This is a genomic window from Pseudomonas sp. TE3895 (assembly GCF_056278855.1).
In genome coordinates this window covers 4771453-4786816 of record NZ_JBWBQE010000001.1, presented here as the reverse complement: position 1 = coordinate 4786816, position 15364 = coordinate 4771453, and the positions used below count along the sequence as shown (strand labels likewise).

Sequence of the window (15364 nt, the reverse complement as noted above, 5' to 3'; positions counted from 1 at the left end):
ATCGCCCTTTTTGCATTTGCGCCCGAAGCAGCGTGTAACGTTTGGTCGCGGTTCGGGGCATACCCGGCGTGCTAGAATCCGCCCCTTCGAATCTGGAGGTACACGCGTGCGCAAACTGGCTGTGGTAATGGCAGTGCTCGCCCTGGCGGGCTGTGAGAACGAGGTCGAAGGCGTGCACAAGCAGGTGGCCGAACACCTGCATAACCCCAAGACCGCCAAGTTCGGCAACGTGCGGATTGACACCCAGGGCACCATCTGCGGTCAGGTCCGCGGCAAGGACGATGCCGGGCAGTACGAAGCCTACCGCAGCTACGTGGCGATCAAGCGCGATGGCCAGTACGACATCATCGTTGACGATACCGGCAACAACCTGCGTATCCGTGAACTCTGCGGCGGAGCCGACCTGCAGCGCCGTGCCGAGGCGCTGGCAGACCAGCCGGCGCCCCAGGGGTGGGATGTGGAAGTGGTACAGGGCGCCAACATGGGCGCACTCAGCGATATGACGGCGCGCCTGATCGAAAAGGGCATCCCCTCTTCGGTGGAGTACCGTGACGGCAAGCCGGTGGTGCTGATGGGGCCGTTCCCCACCCGCGAAGAAGCGCAAGCGCGCAGGGATGAAGTGATGGCCAAGCTTGGTACCGATTCGGTGGTCATCCAGCACGGCGCAGCACGCTAGGGTCTGTTCGAGAAGTCTTGAGACGCAGGTCAGGCAAGGCGAAAACAGCCGAGGAACGGCCGGGGTCGCGCCCGACTGTACTGGAGTACATGAGCATTCTGAGGCTGTTTTCAACGCAGCATGACCAAGTATCAAGGCTTATCGTACAGAGCCTAAGCCAGTACAGTGACGCGCGGCCAAGGCTTGTGTCAGGCGCTGTTCACACAAGTTTGGCTATGCTTGGGGTGGTAGCTGCCAAACGGGGAGGGCCTCATGTCTACACTGGAGCGGGCCATTGCCGTGGCCGCCAGGGCGCATGAAGGGCAATACGACAAGGGTGGGGCGGCTTATATCCTCCACCCGTTACGCGTGATGATGCGGGTTTCCACACCTGAGCAGCGGATTGTGGCGGTGCTTCACGATGTGATCGAAGACACCCCGCTGACCCTGTCCGACCTGGCGCGTGAGGGCTTCGCGCTGAAAATCCTGGCTGCGTTGCTGGCGCTTAGCCGCCGCGAAGGCGAGCCTTACCAGGATTTCGTGGTGCGCCTGGGCGAAGACCCGTTGGCGCGCACCGTCAAGCTGGCCGATCTGGCCGACAACAGCGACCTCTCGCGCATCCCTTGCCCGGGCCCCGCCGACCTGGCGCGGCTGGCCCGTTATCGCCAAGCCAGTGCCTATTTACAGGCGCTGGCCTGAGGATCAACCGCACGCCTTGAGGTTGACCGGCCCCACGAACGCGTTTCCTCGCCCCATCACGCAGGCGACCTGTTGGTTGCGTTGCTGCTCCCAGGCTTGCGGCGGGTAGGTCTTGTTCCAGGCTTCGAACAGCTGGCGGTCCTGTTTGGACAGGCGCAGGTTGTACTGCTTGCTCATGTAGAAGTAGGTGCGGGCGATCATGCCGCGGATCGACGGGCGCGGCATCACCTTCTTGGCCTTGAAGTCGACCTGGGTCAGGCAGCGGCCATACTGGCCGCGTTGTTCTGGTAGCCAGCCGAAGCTGAAGTTGCTGCGGTCGCCGTTGACCTCGCCGATGCTTGGCACCAGGTTGTGCAGGTCGGCTTCGGCGCGTTGGTACACTTCGTCATGCTGCGAGCACTGCTTGCGCCCGCCGCTCTGCCAGCACTGGCGCTGATGGCCGATCTGCCAGGCGGGTACGATGTGCTCCCACTCGATGCGCGACGCGCGCTGGGCGTTCTTGCGTGGGGTATAGCCGCAAGATGCCAGGTCGACCTTGTTGCCTTTGTATTTACAGCCGCAATAAAACTCGGTCGATTGCGGCGCATAGAGCTTCCAGGCGACCTTCTTGGCCTCCTGGAAGGTGCGCGGGGCGTCGGCTTGAACAAGCGGAGTGGTCAGTAACAGGCAAGCTGCTGCGAAAAGCGAAACTCTCATGCGCAGTCAATCTTCCTTCGGTACGGTCCAGAAAATCTGCACACCGCCATCGTCGCGATGGGCGAGGGTGACGTTGTCGTTTTCTGCGATCTCCTGAAGCAGGGTCTCCCAGTCATCCGGGCTTTCCTGTTCCAGGCGGAAGATCAGCGCCGCACGGCTGCGCTGGGCGGTGGGGCTGTTGATGATCTTCTGGATGCGTACACCCAGCTGTTCATAGCTGCTCGGGGTGGCGGAGGCGGTGCTGGACACAGGAATTTCCTTGTTTTGCTGTATGTGCATACAGTATTTCACTGTAAGTAAATTCGCAACAGCTTGTCAGGGGAAATCCAGCGTTGGTCCGTAAGCCATGACACCGTTCTGAAATGTAAACGATGTTCGGGTTAGTAGCAGTGCTAAGCCAAACCTCTTTTTTGTCCTGGGTATGAAGTGAGACAGGCGGCGACTGAGGCTGCCTGCCTTCTTTGTCGCTTCAGCAGGTTGTTGCGCTGGTGGCTTTCTTCGCGGCCGTACGGATGTGGGTGCCGTACAGCGTCAGGCCTGTGAAGGCCAGGCCGCCCACCAGGTTGCCCAGTACGGTGGGGATTTCGTTCCACAACAGGTAGTCCATGAGCGAGAAGTCGCCGCCCATGATCATTGCGGAAGGGAACAGGAACATGTTCACGACCGAGTGCTCGAAGCCCATGAAGAAAAACAGCATGATCGGCATCCACATGGCGATCACCTTGCCGCTCACAGAGGTGGAGATCATTGCGCCGACCACGCCCATCGACACCATCCAGTTACACAGCACGCCACGCAGGAAGATCGTCAACCAGCCTGCCAGCCCGTATTGCTCGTAACCCAGGGTGCGGGCCTCACCGATGCTGGCAATTTTCTCTCCCACGGCACCGGGGGAAGCATGGAAACCATAGGTAAAGACGAAGGCCATCATGCAGGCGACCGTAAGGGCGCCGGCGAAGTTGCCGACGAACACCAGGCCCCAGTTGCGCAGAATTCCCCTAACGGTGACCCCGGGACGTTTGTCCAGTAATGCCAGCGGGGTGAGCATGAAGACCCCAGTGAGCAGGTCGAAGCCCATAAGGTAGAGCATTGAAAAACCAACCGGAAACAGTACTGCGCCTAGCAGGGCTGAGCCTGTCTGTACTGCGATGGTCACTGCGAATACGGCCGCCAGGGCCAGAATTGCCCCGGCCATATAGCTGCGGATCAGCGTGTCGCGAGTGGACATGTGGACCTTTGATGCGCCGGCATCGAGCATCTTGGTGACAAAATCGGTGGGTAGCAGATAAGACATGGCGGCTCCCTCAACTGCGGGTAATAGGCGGCACCCCTGGAGGGGTGCCGAGGGTTGGATGGGTTTACCAGGAACGGTACGGCAAGAACTTGCCATTGAGGGTCAACAGAACCCGGTCGCCTTTGGGGTCTTCGATTCGCTCGACATGCATGGAAAAGTCGATGGCACTCATGATGCCGTCGCCAAATTTTTCCTGGATCACGTCTTTCAGGGTCGGGCCATAGACGCCCACGACTTCATACAGTCGATAGATCAGCGGGTCTTGAGGGATGGACTTGTCCCAGCCCTTGACTGGGAAAGCGGTTAAGGTGGCGGCGACTTGATCATCCAGCTCCAATACCTCGCAAAGATGCGTTGCCACTTCCAGCGGCGCGCTGTTCATGCCGTAGCAGACCGATGCAAGCCATACCGGGGCCTTGCCCACTGCGTTGGCAAGATCATCCCAGCTCAGGCCCTTGCGTGCTTTCGCGGCCATGATCAGGTGATGCATTTCAAGTTTGTCCATTATTTCTGCTCCCGCAGTTTGGTTTAAGGTGAACACACCCATAGCGAGAGATGTGCCAATCTCCTGTTTTTTGTAACTGCATGATTTTATTGAGTTATTTTTTGTTTGATGGCGAGGTTTATTTACGAAATTTCGTAAATCACGAACGGTCGTAATATTGTTCACGAAATGTCGTGAAAATCGGTTCGAGGATATCCATCAGTGACAGACGCCGTCGCCCTCGGAGTCGCTGCCGACTCCGCCGTTGCCATGCTGTTAATCCACCCGGTAGATGATCGGGTACTGCAAGCCAACAACGCCGCGCTCGATTTACTGGGCTGCGCCGCAAATGAGCTTTCCGGTCATGCCTTTAGCCATTTTCTGCGAGGGGGAATCGCACTGTGGGTGAGCTTTACGGATGAGGTGCTGACTCAAGGCGAAGCGTGGTCGGACGACCTGCTGCTGGTGGATCTGCAACTGCGGCAAATAGCGGTGGAGGTTTCGGCTAGCGCGGTTGAGGGCGGGAAAATTGTACTGGCGGTGCAGCGCCGCGACCTTCTGGAGCAGCGCCGTAACCGGGCTGAGGCGCGCCGCCAACACCGTTTGGGCCACGTGGGGTGGGAGCGGATCAGCCAGGTGTTCGAGCGCATCCAGCAGCAGAACCGGCTGATTCTTGGTGCAGTTGGCGAGGGCATCTATGGGCTCGATACCCGGGGCCAGACCACGTTCATCAACCCCGCCGCCGAGCGTATTCTGGGGTGGAGTGCCGTCGACATGATTGGCCAGGATGCCCACCATTTGTTCCACCACAGCCATAGCGACGGACGTGCGTTCGAGGTCAATCAGTGCCCCATCCATGCTTCGTTCAGCGATGGACAAGTTCATCGCGTGGATCACGAGGTGTTCTGGCACAAGAGCGGCGAAGCAATCGCCGTCGAGTACACCAGCACTCCAATCTTCGAGATGGGAAGGCTGGTGGGGGCGGTGGTGCTTTTTCGGGACATCCGCGAACGACAGCGCACTGAAGCGCGCCTGCGCGATGCGCTAAGTGAAGTAGAGCAGTTGAAGGCTCGGCTGGAGATGGAAAACCAATACTTGCAGGAGGAAATCAACGCCCACGGCAATCACCACGAGATCGTCGGCGAAAGCCCTGCGGTCAAGCATCTGTTACAGCAGATCGACCTGGTCGCAGCTACCGACGCCAACGTGTTGGTCACCGGCGAGTCAGGCACGGGTAAAGAGCTTGTGGCTCGCGCTATTCATGCCAGCAGCCCCCGGCGCGACCGCCCTCTGATTCGGGTCAATTGCGCCGCGGTGCCCCGTGAATTGTTCGAGAGCGAGTTCTTCGGCCACCTCAAAGGGGCCTTCACCGGAGCGGTCAGCAACCGAGTGGGTCGTTTTGAGTTGGCGGACGGAGGTACCTTGTTTCTCGATGAGGTGGGAGAGATTCCGCTGGAGCTACAAAGTAAGTTGCTCCGTGTTCTACAGGACCGCCAGTTTGAGCCTGTAGGCGACAATCGCACCAGGGCCGTTGATGTTCGAGTTATCGCCGCAACGAATCGGGACCTGCGCGATATGGTCGCCCGAGGGGCGTTCCGGGAAGATTTATACTTCCGCTTGAATGTGTTCCCTATACGCTCGGTGCCCTTGCGGGAGCGACTTGAGGACATTCCGTTGCTCGCCAGCCATTTTCTTGAAAGGGCTAGCCTGGCGTTTAACAAACCGGGCATTCGCATGTCGCTGACCCAAGTCGCGGTGCTTCAGCAGTACGCCTGGCCAGGCAACATCCGCGAGCTTCAAAATGTGATTGAGCGACAGACCATCGTCTCCCGAGACGGTCGCGTGAGCTTTCATGAGGTTTTGGCGCCAAGCGCCCCGTCCAGTGGCCTTGTATCTTCAATTGCACAATGCCAGCCTGAGCCGACTGCCGACAAAGACTGGGAGCGGCAGATGAAGCTGAATGCGATCTCTGTGCTCAAACGAACAGCAGGGAAAGTCTCCGGCGAGGGTGGTGCTGCGCAATTGCTGGGGTTGAAGCCCACAACCTTGGCGTCTCGACTCAAGAAGTGGGGCGTTGATCCGAGAAATTACAAATAGAGCCGCTTGCGCAAGCCAGAGAAGAAACCCACTGATGCGAGCCCCAGTTGAACGGCGGCGGGGCGGGGTTGATCTGGAAGGGAAGAATGGCCGGTGATGTGGGGCACCGGCCATGGGTGGTTGATCAGTACTCCCAGAAGATGCGTTGCAGCTCTTTGCTGTCCTGGGTCTTGGTCATTGCCACCATCGCCAGGATCCGCGCTTTTTGCGGGTTCAGGTCGTGAGCCACGACCCAGTCGTTCTTGTCATCCGGCTGTTCGGCGTTACGCAGTACGAAACCACCCTGGTTGACATGCGACGAGCGGATGATCTGCACGCCGTTCTTGCGCAGTTCTTGCAGCGCCGGGACTACCCGCGACGATACCGAACCGTTGCCGGTACCGGCATGGATCAGCGCCTTGGCGCCGTTCTGTGCCAGGGCCTTGTAGGCGGTGTCGGTGACGTTGCCATAGCCATAGGCAATGTCCACCTGCGGCAGGCTGCTGATCTGCTTGATATCGAACTCGGAATTGACCGTATGGCGCTTGGCCGGCAGGCGGAACCAGTACGATTTGCCTTCCACCACCATACCCATCGGGCCCCAGGCGCTCTTGAAGGCTTCGGTCTTGATGTTGACCGCCTTGCTCACATCGCGGCCGGACTGGATCTCGTCGTTCATGGTCACCAGCACGCCCTTGCCACGCGACTGCTTGTCGCTGGCTACGGCCACGGCGTTGTACAGGTTGAGCATGCCGTCGGCGGACATGGCGGTACCCGGACGCATCGAGCCGACCACCACGATTGGCTTGTCGGTCTTCTCTACCAGGTTGAGGAAGAAGGCGGTTTCTTCGAGGGTATCGGTGCCGTGGGTGATGACGATGCCGTCCACGTCCTTGCTTTCGGCCAGCTCGGCGACGCGCTTGCCCAGCTTCAGCAGGTCGTCATTGCTGATGCTCTCGGAGGCGATCTGCATCACTTGCTCGCCGCGTACGTTGGCGATGTCGGCCAGTTCCGGTACGCCGGCGATGAGCTTGTCGACGCCCAGCTTGGCAGCCTGGTAAGTGGCGCTGTTGGCAGCGCTGGCACCGGCGCCGGCAATGGTGCCGCCGGTGGCGAGGATGACCACATTGGCCAGCTTCTGTTGGGTTTCGGCTTCTTTGGCCGAGGCGCTGGATGGCAGGATCAGCAGCAGGGCGAGTGCGCTGGGGGCGAAGGTTTTGAGTGCGGCATTCATCGTTATTGTTCTCGCTTCCTAGTGAGATAGTTATTGAGTCGCGCAGGGCTACAGGCATTTTCCGTACCAAGGCACCACGCGTTGCCTGGGTTGGAGCGGCCTTGCGTTGCAAGGGGCCGCGTAGCAGCCCCGGCAATGTGTGGTGTTGCACCGAACCGCGCCTGCAAAAGGCGGCATCGCATTCGTAATTCCGAACAAATAAAGGAAAAGGTGTTCGGTTTTTCGGAAAAGCCTGCATAATCGGCCCCGGCAGCACATTGGCCTCCGACAGCCAAACGGATTTGACAAACAACGGTCCTGTTACCATAGTTGGTCAACGCAAACGTTTGCGATCCGATAAAAAACACAAGATTCGGAGTCATCGTTCATGAAGCTGCCGTTCCCCGGTCGTCTGCTGGCCCTCGCTGTCATTTCCTCGCTTAGCCTCGCCTTGCCATTGTCTGCCGCCCACGCTGAAGACAAGCCCAAGGTCGCCCTTGTCATGAAGTCGCTGGCCAACGAGTTCTTCCGCACCATGGAAGACGGCGCCAAGGACTACCAGAAAGCCCATGCCGACGAGTTCGAGCTGATCGCCAACGGCATCAAGAACGAGACCGACACTGGCGAGCAGATCCGCATTGTCGAACAGATGGTCAATGCCGGCGCCAAGGCGCTGGTGATTGCCCCGGCTGATTCCAAGGCACTTGTGTCGGCGGTGAAGAAGGCCATGGACCAGGGCGTGGTGGTGATCAACATCGACAACCGTCTGGACCCTGATCTGCTCAAGAGCAAAGGCATCAGCGTTCCCTTCGTCGGCCCCGACAACCGCAAGGGCGCGCGCCTGGTTGGCGATTACCTGGCCAGCCAGAAGCTCAAGGCCGGCGACCAGGTGGGCATTATCGAAGGCGTGCCGACCACCACCAATGCCCAGCAGCGCACCGCCGGCTTCAAGGACGCCATGGACGCCGCGCAGATGAAAATCGTCTCGGTACAAAGCGGCAATTGGGAGATCGACAAAGGCAACGCCGTCGCCGCCTCCATGCTCAACGAATACCCCGACCTGAAGGCCTTGCTGGCCGGCAACGACAGCATGGCCCTGGGCGCTGTGTCCGCCGTGCGTGCCGCTGGCAAGGCCGGCCAGGTGCAAGTGGTGGGCTACGACAACATCAAAGCCATCAAGCCAATGCTTGCCGATGGACGCGTGCTTGCCACCCTCGACCAGGCCGCCAGCCAACAGGCGGTGTATGGCATTCAGGCGGCGCTGAAAATGGTCAAGGGCGAAAAGCCTGATGTGGATGCCGACAACGTCATCCAGACCCCGGTCGAACTCATCACCAAGAAGCCCTGATGCTGCCAAGAGAATCGGCCATGCCTGCATCGGCCAATGAAGTGGTGCTTGCCGCCAGCGGCCTGGGCAAGACCTACGCCCAGCCCGTGCTCGGCGAGGTCAGCCTGAGCCTGCGCGCCGGTGAAGTGCTGGCCCTGACCGGCGAGAACGGCGCGGGCAAGAGTACGTTGTCCAAGCTCATCAGCGGCCTGGAGGTGCCCACCACCGGGCACATGACCTACCGTGGCCAGGCCTACGCGCCCGGCAGCCGCAGCGAGGCCGAACGCCTTGGTGTGCGCATGGTCATGCAGGAACTGAACCTGCTGCCGACGCTGACCGTCGCGGAAAACCTGTTTCTCGACAACCTGCCCAGCCGTTTCGGCTGGATCAGCCACAAGCGCCTGCGCCAGCTGGCAACGGCCGCCATGGCTCGGGTCGGGCTCGACGCCATCGACCCGGACACCCCTGTCGGTGAACTGGGCATCGGCCATCAGCAAATGGTCGAAATTGCCCGCAACCTGATCGGTGACTGCCATGTGCTGATCCTGGACGAACCCACTGCCATGCTCACTGCGCGCGAGGTGGCGTTGCTGTTCACCCAGATCGAGCGCCTGCGCGCGCGCGGCGTGGCCATCGTCTATATCTCGCATCGCCTGGAAGAGTTGCAGCGGGTAGCCCAACGCATCGTTGTGCTGCGCGATGGCAAGCTGGTGTGCGACGAGCCGATCCAGCGCTACAGCAGCGCCGAGCTGGTCAACCTGATGGTCGGCCGCGAGCTGGGCGAGCATATCGACCTGGGCCGACGGCAGATGGGTGCACCGCTGCTCAAGGTCGACAAGTTGTGCCGCGGCGACAAGGTGCGCGAGGTGTCGTTCGAAGTCAGGGCAGGGGAGATTTTTGGCATTTCCGGCCTGATCGGCGCCGGCCGTACCGAGCTGTTGCGCCTGATCTACGGTGCCGATCGCGCCGACAGCGGCGGTATCGCGCTCGGCCAACCGCCGCAGGCGGTAAACATCGACTCGCCCAAGGCTGCAGTGCGGGCCGGTATCGCGCTGATAACCGAAGACCGCAAAGGCGAGGGCCTGCTGTTGACGCAGTCGATCAGCGCCAACATTGCGTTGGGCAACCTGGGCGCGGTATCGCGCGCCGGTGTGCTCGATAGCGAAGCGGAAAAGGCCTTGGCTGAACGCCAGATCCAGGCCATGCGCATTCGCAGTGCCGGCGCGCAGCAGGTGGTGGGTGAGCTGTCTGGCGGTAACCAGCAAAAAGTGGTGATCGGCCGCTGGCTGGAGCGCGATTGCCAGGTGCTGCTGTTCGACGAACCCACGCGTGGCATCGATGTGGGCGCCAAGTTCGACATTTATGGCCTGCTGGCCGAGCTGGCGCGCCAAGGCAAGGCCTTGGTGGTGGTGTCCAGTGACCTGCGCGAACTGATGCTGATTTGCGACCGCATCGCCGTGCTGTCCGCCGGCCGCCTGATCGACACCTTCGCGCGTGATCATTGGAGCCAGGACCAGTTGCTTGCCGCCGCCTTCGCCGGTTATCAGAAACGTGACGCGCTGCTGCATGATGCAGCCCCCAGGATGGATGCATGAAAACCACCCCGCTCAACAATCAGGAAGCCGCCCCCGTGCGCCGCAGCGGTACCTACTTTGGCCTGGGCACCTACCTGGGCCTGGCTGGCGCCTTGCTGGCGATGATCGTGCTGTTCTCGTTCCTCAGCAGCCACTTCTGGTCGTATGGCACCTTCAGCACGCTGGCCAACCAGATCCCGGACCTGATGGTGCTGGCGGTGGGCATGACCTTCGTGTTGATCATCGGCGGCATCGACCTGTCGGTGGGCTCGGTGCTGGCGCTGGCCGCCTCGACGGTGAGCGTGGCGATACTCGGCTGGGGCTGGGGCGTGCTGCCCTCGGCGCTGCTGGGCATGGCTGTGGCCGCATTGGCCGGCAGCATTACCGGTGGCGTCACCGTGGCCTGGCGCATCCCGTCGTTCATCGTCTCGCTTGGTGTGCTGGAGATGGCCCGTGGCCTGGCCTACCAGTTCACCGACTCGCGCACCGCCTATATCGGCGACGCCTATGCCTGGTTCTCCAACCCGGTCGCCTTTGGTGTTTCGCCAGCGTTTATCATCGCCTTGCTGGTGATCGTGCTCGCCCAGTTGGTACTGACGCGCACGGTGTTCGGCCGTTACCTGATCGGTATCGGCACCAATGAAGAGGCCGTGCGCCTGGCCGGTATCGATCCGCGCCCTTACAAAGTGCTGGTGTTCGCCCTGATGGGCCTGCTCGCCGGCCTGGCCGCGCTGTTCCAGATCTCGCGGCTGGAAGCGGCCGACCCCAATGCCGGGTCTGGCCTGGAGCTGCAGGTCATTGCCGCCGTCGTGATCGGCGGCACCAGCCTGATGGGTGGGCGTGGCTCGGTCATCAGCACCTTCTTTGGCGTACTGATCATTTCCGTATTGGCCGCCGGGCTGGCGCAGATCGGCGCCAGCGAGCCGACCAAACGCATCATCACCGGGGCGGTGATCGTCATCGCCGTGGTGCTCGACACTTACCGTAGCCGGCGCGCAGGCCGGCGGAACTGACACCATGGCAACCATCAAAGACGTCGCGGCACTGGCGGGTATTTCGTACACCACCGTGTCCCATGTACTCAACAAGACCCGTCCGGTCAGCGAGCAGGTGCGGCTGAAAGTGGAAGCCGCCATCATCGAACTGGATTACGTGCCCAGTGCGGTGGCGCGCTCGCTGAAGGCGCGCAGCACGGCCACCATCGGCCTGTTGGTGCCCAACAGCGTCAACCCGTACTTCGCCGAGCTGGCGCGGGGTATCGAAGACGCCTGCGAGCGCAACGGCTATTGCGTAATCCTGTGCAACTCCGACGACAACCCGCAGAAGCAGCGCAGCTACCTGCGCGTGCTGCTGGAAAAACGCATCGACGGCCTGGTAGTGGCCTCGGTGGGCCAGGACGACGACCTGCTGCAAAGCCTGGCCAGTGTGCGCACGCCAATGGTCATCGTCGACCGTGAGCTGGAAGGCGTCGATGCCGACTTGGTGCGCATTGACCACGAGCAGGGGGCGTACCTGGCCACCCGGCATCTGCTGGAGCTTGGCCATCGCGACGTTGCCTATATCGGCGGCCCCGCCGAAACCGGGGTTACCCAGCTGCGCCTGAGCGGCTTCCGCCGTGCCATGGCCGAAGCCGGTGCGCCCGTGCTGGGCAGCCGTGTACTGCACTGCGACTTCACCAGCCCGGGTGGCCATGCAGCGGCGGCGCAGGTGCTGGAAGGCAAGCGGCCCTCGGCGATTTTTGCCGGCAACGACATGATCGGCTTTGGTGTGCTGCGCGCTGCAGCCGAACGCAATATCAGCGTACCCGGCGAGCTGTCGGTGATCGGTTTCGACGACATCGAGCTCAGCCGCTACGTGTACCCACCACTGACCACGGTGGGCCAGTCGATCCGCGAGCTGGGCGAGAGCGCTGCCTCGTTGCTGCTGACGCGTATCGCTACGCCCCGGCAAGGCGCGGCGGAGCAGCGCATTGTCGCCCCGCGTATCGTCTTGCGTGAGTCCACCGGGCCGCGCCCGGACCTGTTCAATGATTACCGCTAACGCTAAGGAAACGTCATGAATGCCAAGGTTGTGGTGGTTGGCAGCCTCAACATGGACCTGGTGGTCCGCGCCCAGCGCCTGCCACGGGCCGGCGAAACACTCCCCGGCGATAGCTTTTTCACGGTGCCTGGCGGCAAGGGTGCCAACCAGGCGGTGGCAGTGGCGCGGCTGGGCGGCAGTGTGGCGATGATCGGCAATGTGGGGGATGACGACTACGGTCGGCAACTGCACCGGGCCTTGTATGTCGAGGGGATCGACTGTCAGGGCGTCAGCACCTGCCCGGGCACGTCCAGCGGTGTGGCGCTGATCACGGTGGATGCTGCCAGCCAGAACTGTATTGTCATCATTCCCGGCGCCAACGGCCTGCTGACGCCGCAGTCGGTGCGGCGCTTCGATGCGTTGCTGCAGGCTGCCGAGGTAATCATCTGCCAGTTGGAAGTGCCAGCCAGCACCGTGGCCTGGACACTGGCCAGAGGGCACGAGCTGGGCAAGCAGGTGATCCTGAACCCAGCACCCGCTACCGGCCCCTTGCCAGCGGACTGGTTTGCGCATATCGATTACCTTACCCCTAACGAAAGCGAGGCCGAAGCCTTGACCGGCGTGGCGGTGACCGACCAGGACAGTGCCCGGCGCGCAGGCGAGCGCTTGCTGCAGCTGGGGGCAGGCAAAGTGATCATCACCTTGGGTGCGCAAGGTGCCTTGCTGGTTACTGCCCAAGGTCATCAGCACTATCCGGCGCCGCACGTGCAACCGCTGGACACCACCGCTGCCGGCGATACCTTCATTGGTGGCTTTGCTGCCGGCCTGGTGCGTGGGCTGGAGGAGGGGGAGGCGATCGCCTTTGGCCAGCGTGCCGCGGCATTGTCGGTTACCCGTGCTGGTGCCCAACCGTCGATTCCCTATCTGGCGGAGCTGACGCCATGAAGAAAACCCCGCTGTTGAACGTTGCCCTGTCGCGAGTCATTGCCGGCATGGGGCATGGCGATATCCTGGTGATTGGCGATGCCGGGCTGCCGGTGCCGCCGGGTGTCGAGCTGATCGACCTGGCCATTACGCCTGGCCTGCCGGACTTCGCCAGCGTGCTGCGGGTGGTGCTGAGCGAATTGCAGGTTGAGCGGCACGTGCTGGCTGAGGAAATGCAGAAAGTGGTGCCACCTGCGCTGGTCGAAATCGAGCGACTGAAGGGCAAGCTGGGCAAGCGCGAATGGCTGACCCATGAGGATTTCAAAGTGCTGTCGCGCAGTGCCCGTGCGGTGGTGCGTACAGGCGAGTGCCAGCCCTATAGCAACATCGCCCTCATCTCCGGCGTCACCTTCTAGCCGCTTCCACAAAGGACGCCGGGCTGTGTAAACGCATGATTCATAGGCAACAGGAGTGCCATCCATGCTCAAGTCCCTGCTACAAGGAGTCGTCTTCATGGCCACAGCCTCCACCCTCCAGGCCGCACCCATCGACCTGATCATCGACACCGATCCCGGCGCGGACGACGTGGTCGCGCTGTTTCTGGCCATGGCTTCGCCCAACGAACTCAATATCCGCGCCATCACCACCGTGGCCGGCAACGTGCGCCTGGACAAGACCTCGCGCAATGCCCGCCTGGCCCGCGAATGGGCGGGGCGTGAAGACATCCCGGTGTACGCCGGTGCCGGCCGCCCATTGGTGCGCACGCCGATCTACGCCGCCGACGTTCATGGCGAAGAAGGCCTCACCGGTGTACCGGTGCACGAGCCGAAAGCGCCTCTGGCCCAGGGCAATGCCGTGCAATACCTGGTCGATACCCTCAGCGCAGCCAAACCGCACAGCATCACCGTCGCCATGCTCGGCCCGCAGACCAACCTGGCCCTGGCGCTGATCCAGCGCCCGAGCATCGTCAACGGCATCAAAGAGGTGGTGGTCATGGGGGGAGCCCATTTCAACGGCGGCAACATCACCCCGGTGGCGGAGTTCAACCTCTATGCCGACCCGCACGCCGCCGAAGTGGTGCTGGCCAGCGGCGTACAGCTGACCTACCTGCCGCTGGACGTCACGCACAAGCTGCTGACCAGTAACGCCCGCCTGAAGCAACTGGCGGCCGTGAACAACCAGGCCAGCAAGCGCGTGGTGGATATCCTCAATGCCTACATCACCCACGATATGGACGTGTATGGCATACCTGGCGGCCCTGTGCACGACGCCAGCGTCATCGCCTACCTGTTAAAGCCCGAGCTGTTCAGTGGCCGGCGTATCCACATGAGCATCGACAGCCGCGAAGGGCCCACTTTCGGCCAGACAATCGCAGACTGGTACGGTGTGCTCAAGCGGCCGGCGAATGTGCTGTGGGTGGAGCAGGGTGATGCCCAGGGGCTGTTCGACCTGCTCAGTGCCCGTCTGGCGCGATTGGAATAGCCGCGTGCGGCGCGTAGCGCTCGAACACCTGGTCGATGAAGCTGCGTGCCGCCTCGGCACCGTTGTCGCGCACCAACAGGTCGATGGCGATCAACAGTAACTCTTCCGGTGTGCCAGGGCTGTACGCGCTCTGGCCCTCGGCCCATTTGACCTTGATATCGGCATCGATGCTGTGGGTGCTCATGAAAAGCTCTCGCTGGGGGCCCGGAACGAAGGAGGAACACCTGACCCTGGTGTTCAATGGAGGCGGGATGCGCTCCACTTCTTGCAGCAAATCATGGCTTTGCGCCGGTGACCGTGCGGGCTAAGCATATGGCAAACACAGCACGTTGTGCAAAATCCGGTCACGATTGCTTTTCGCCTCGCTGCTGCAGTTCAGGCAGACTTGACCGGTTTTTGCAACAAATGATGAGCGGAGCTGTCGGATCAGGCAGTTCCCGGACCGATTTAGGAGGCTTCATGTTCCGTACCCGTGCTTACCTGGCAACTCTGGCTGTGGCTGCTGTCCTGGCGGGTTGCAGCACTGGTGGCAATGCTGATGGTGGTGCTGCGCAGTCCGCGCCAGCGGGCAACGATGGCCGCTGCGAAGCCAGTGGTGCCGACTTTGCCCTGGGCAAGCAGGCCAGCGCCGAATTGCTGGAGCAGGCACGCAAGGCCAGCGGCTCGCAGATGGCGCGCATTCTCAAACCGCACGACGTGGTCACCCTGGAGTACCGCTCCGAGCGCTTGAACCTGAACGTGGACGACCAGGGCAAGGTAACCCGCGTCAACTGCGGTTGATGCACGCGGGGGCAACTGCCTTGCGCAAAATGTGAAAAGCCTGCGCGGTCGCCTTGTAGGAGCGGGTTCACCCGCGAACACGGGCAAAGCCCGTGCCATTCACCCTACAGTCGGTTTCGCAGGCAATCCCGCCCCACTCAG

17 protein-coding genes are annotated in these 15364 nt (G+C 61.7%); 11 read left to right on the top strand and 6 right to left on the bottom strand.

Features of this window, described 5'->3' with window-relative positions; translation table 11 throughout:
• Positions 1–106 precede the first annotated feature (106 nt).
• A complete protein-coding gene (locus ACZ889_RS21685; RefSeq protein ID WP_003250559.1) occupies positions 107–676 on the top strand; it encodes an SPOR domain-containing protein in 570 nt (189 codons plus the stop codon).
• A 252-nt stretch (positions 677–928) separates the two neighbouring features.
• On the top strand, positions 929–1354 hold the full coding sequence (locus tag ACZ889_RS21680; RefSeq protein WP_003250560.1) for a hypothetical protein: 426 nt from the start codon (positions 929–931) through the stop codon (positions 1352–1354).
• Between the two features lie 3 nt (positions 1355–1357).
• Here the strand turns inward: ACZ889_RS21680 and ACZ889_RS21675 are convergent, their stop codons facing one another.
• The 4 genes from ACZ889_RS21675 to cynS all read right to left on the bottom strand — a co-directional run bounded on the left by ACZ889_RS21675 (position 1358) and on the right by cynS (position 3849).
• A complete protein-coding gene (locus tag ACZ889_RS21675; protein WP_014591566.1) occupies positions 1358–2050 on the bottom strand; it encodes an endonuclease in 693 nt (230 codons plus the stop codon).
• 6 nt (positions 2051–2056) lie between these two features.
• Positions 2057–2299 (bottom strand): DUF1654 domain-containing protein, encoded by a 243-nt coding sequence (locus tag ACZ889_RS21670; protein WP_004574330.1) that lies wholly within the window; start codon positions 2297–2299, stop codon positions 2057–2059.
• A gap of 220 nt (positions 2300–2519) precedes the next feature.
• On the bottom strand, positions 2520–3344 hold the full coding sequence (locus tag ACZ889_RS21665) for a formate/nitrite transporter family protein (RefSeq protein WP_047603986.1): 825 nt from the start codon (positions 3342–3344) through the stop codon (positions 2520–2522).
• 64 nt (positions 3345–3408) lie between these two features.
• Complete coding sequence (gene cynS / locus ACZ889_RS21660; RefSeq protein WP_003250631.1) at positions 3409–3849, bottom strand: cyanase; 441 nt, start codon at positions 3847–3849, stop codon at positions 3409–3411.
• A gap of 201 nt (positions 3850–4050) precedes the next feature.
• Between cynS and ACZ889_RS21655 the strand changes: the two genes are divergently transcribed.
• Positions 4051–5925 (top strand): sigma-54 interaction domain-containing protein, encoded by a 1875-nt coding sequence (locus tag ACZ889_RS21655; RefSeq protein WP_476257800.1) that lies wholly within the window; start codon positions 4051–4053, stop codon positions 5923–5925.
• A 124-nt stretch (positions 5926–6049) separates the two neighbouring features.
• Here the strand turns inward: ACZ889_RS21655 and ACZ889_RS21650 are convergent, their stop codons facing one another.
• On the bottom strand, positions 6050–7138 hold the full coding sequence (locus ACZ889_RS21650) for an asparaginase (protein ID WP_010953400.1): 1089 nt from the start codon (positions 7136–7138) through the stop codon (positions 6050–6052).
• A gap of 367 nt (positions 7139–7505) precedes the next feature.
• Here ACZ889_RS21650 and ACZ889_RS21645 point away from each other — a divergent pair, with 367 nt between their 5' ends.
• The 7 genes from ACZ889_RS21645 (at position 7506) to ACZ889_RS21615 (ending at position 14443) form a co-directional block, all read left to right on the top strand.
• Positions 7506–8465 carry a sugar ABC transporter substrate-binding protein gene (locus ACZ889_RS21645; RefSeq protein ID WP_180689638.1) on the top strand — a complete coding sequence of 320 codons (960 nt, stop codon included), beginning with the start codon at positions 7506–7508 and terminating at the stop codon, positions 8463–8465.
• A 20-nt stretch (positions 8466–8485) separates the two neighbouring features.
• Positions 8486–10039 carry a sugar ABC transporter ATP-binding protein gene (locus tag ACZ889_RS21640; RefSeq protein ID WP_003250637.1) on the top strand — a complete coding sequence of 518 codons (1554 nt, stop codon included), beginning with the start codon at positions 8486–8488 and terminating at the stop codon, positions 10037–10039.
• The gene (locus tag ACZ889_RS21635; protein ID WP_003250639.1) at positions 10036–11031 is read left to right on the top strand and encodes an ABC transporter permease; all 996 of its coding nucleotides are present in this window, start codon (positions 10036–10038) and stop codon (positions 11029–11031) included. The genes ACZ889_RS21640 and ACZ889_RS21635 overlap by 4 nt, the downstream gene beginning before the upstream one ends.
• A gap of 4 nt (positions 11032–11035) precedes the next feature.
• A complete protein-coding gene (locus ACZ889_RS21630) occupies positions 11036–12058 on the top strand; it encodes a LacI family DNA-binding transcriptional regulator (protein WP_476257799.1) in 1023 nt (340 codons plus the stop codon).
• A 15-nt stretch (positions 12059–12073) separates the two neighbouring features.
• The gene (gene rbsK / locus ACZ889_RS21625; protein WP_020190142.1) at positions 12074–12982 is read left to right on the top strand and encodes a ribokinase; all 909 of its coding nucleotides are present in this window, start codon (positions 12074–12076) and stop codon (positions 12980–12982) included.
• Positions 12979–13377 carry a D-ribose pyranase gene (rbsD, locus tag ACZ889_RS21620; RefSeq protein WP_003250646.1) on the top strand — a complete coding sequence of 133 codons (399 nt, stop codon included), beginning with the start codon at positions 12979–12981 and terminating at the stop codon, positions 13375–13377. Before rbsK ends, rbsD begins: the two co-directional genes overlap by 4 nt.
• Before the next feature lie 64 nt (positions 13378–13441).
• Positions 13442–14443, top strand: a complete 1002-nt coding sequence (locus ACZ889_RS21615; RefSeq protein ID WP_409293577.1) for a nucleoside hydrolase — start codon at positions 13442–13444, stop codon at positions 14441–14443.
• On the opposite strand, the gene ACZ889_RS21610 is transcribed toward ACZ889_RS21615, so the two are convergent.
• Complete coding sequence (locus ACZ889_RS21610; RefSeq protein WP_003250649.1) at positions 14415–14627, bottom strand: hypothetical protein; 213 nt, start codon at positions 14625–14627, stop codon at positions 14415–14417. The genes ACZ889_RS21615 and ACZ889_RS21610 overlap by 29 nt on opposite strands.
• Before the next feature lie 275 nt (positions 14628–14902).
• Here ACZ889_RS21610 and ACZ889_RS21605 point away from each other — a divergent pair, with 275 nt between their 5' ends.
• Positions 14903–15223 carry an I78 family peptidase inhibitor gene (locus ACZ889_RS21605; RefSeq protein ID WP_180689642.1) on the top strand — a complete coding sequence of 107 codons (321 nt, stop codon included), beginning with the start codon at positions 14903–14905 and terminating at the stop codon, positions 15221–15223.
• Positions 15224–15364: the final 141 nt, after the last annotated feature.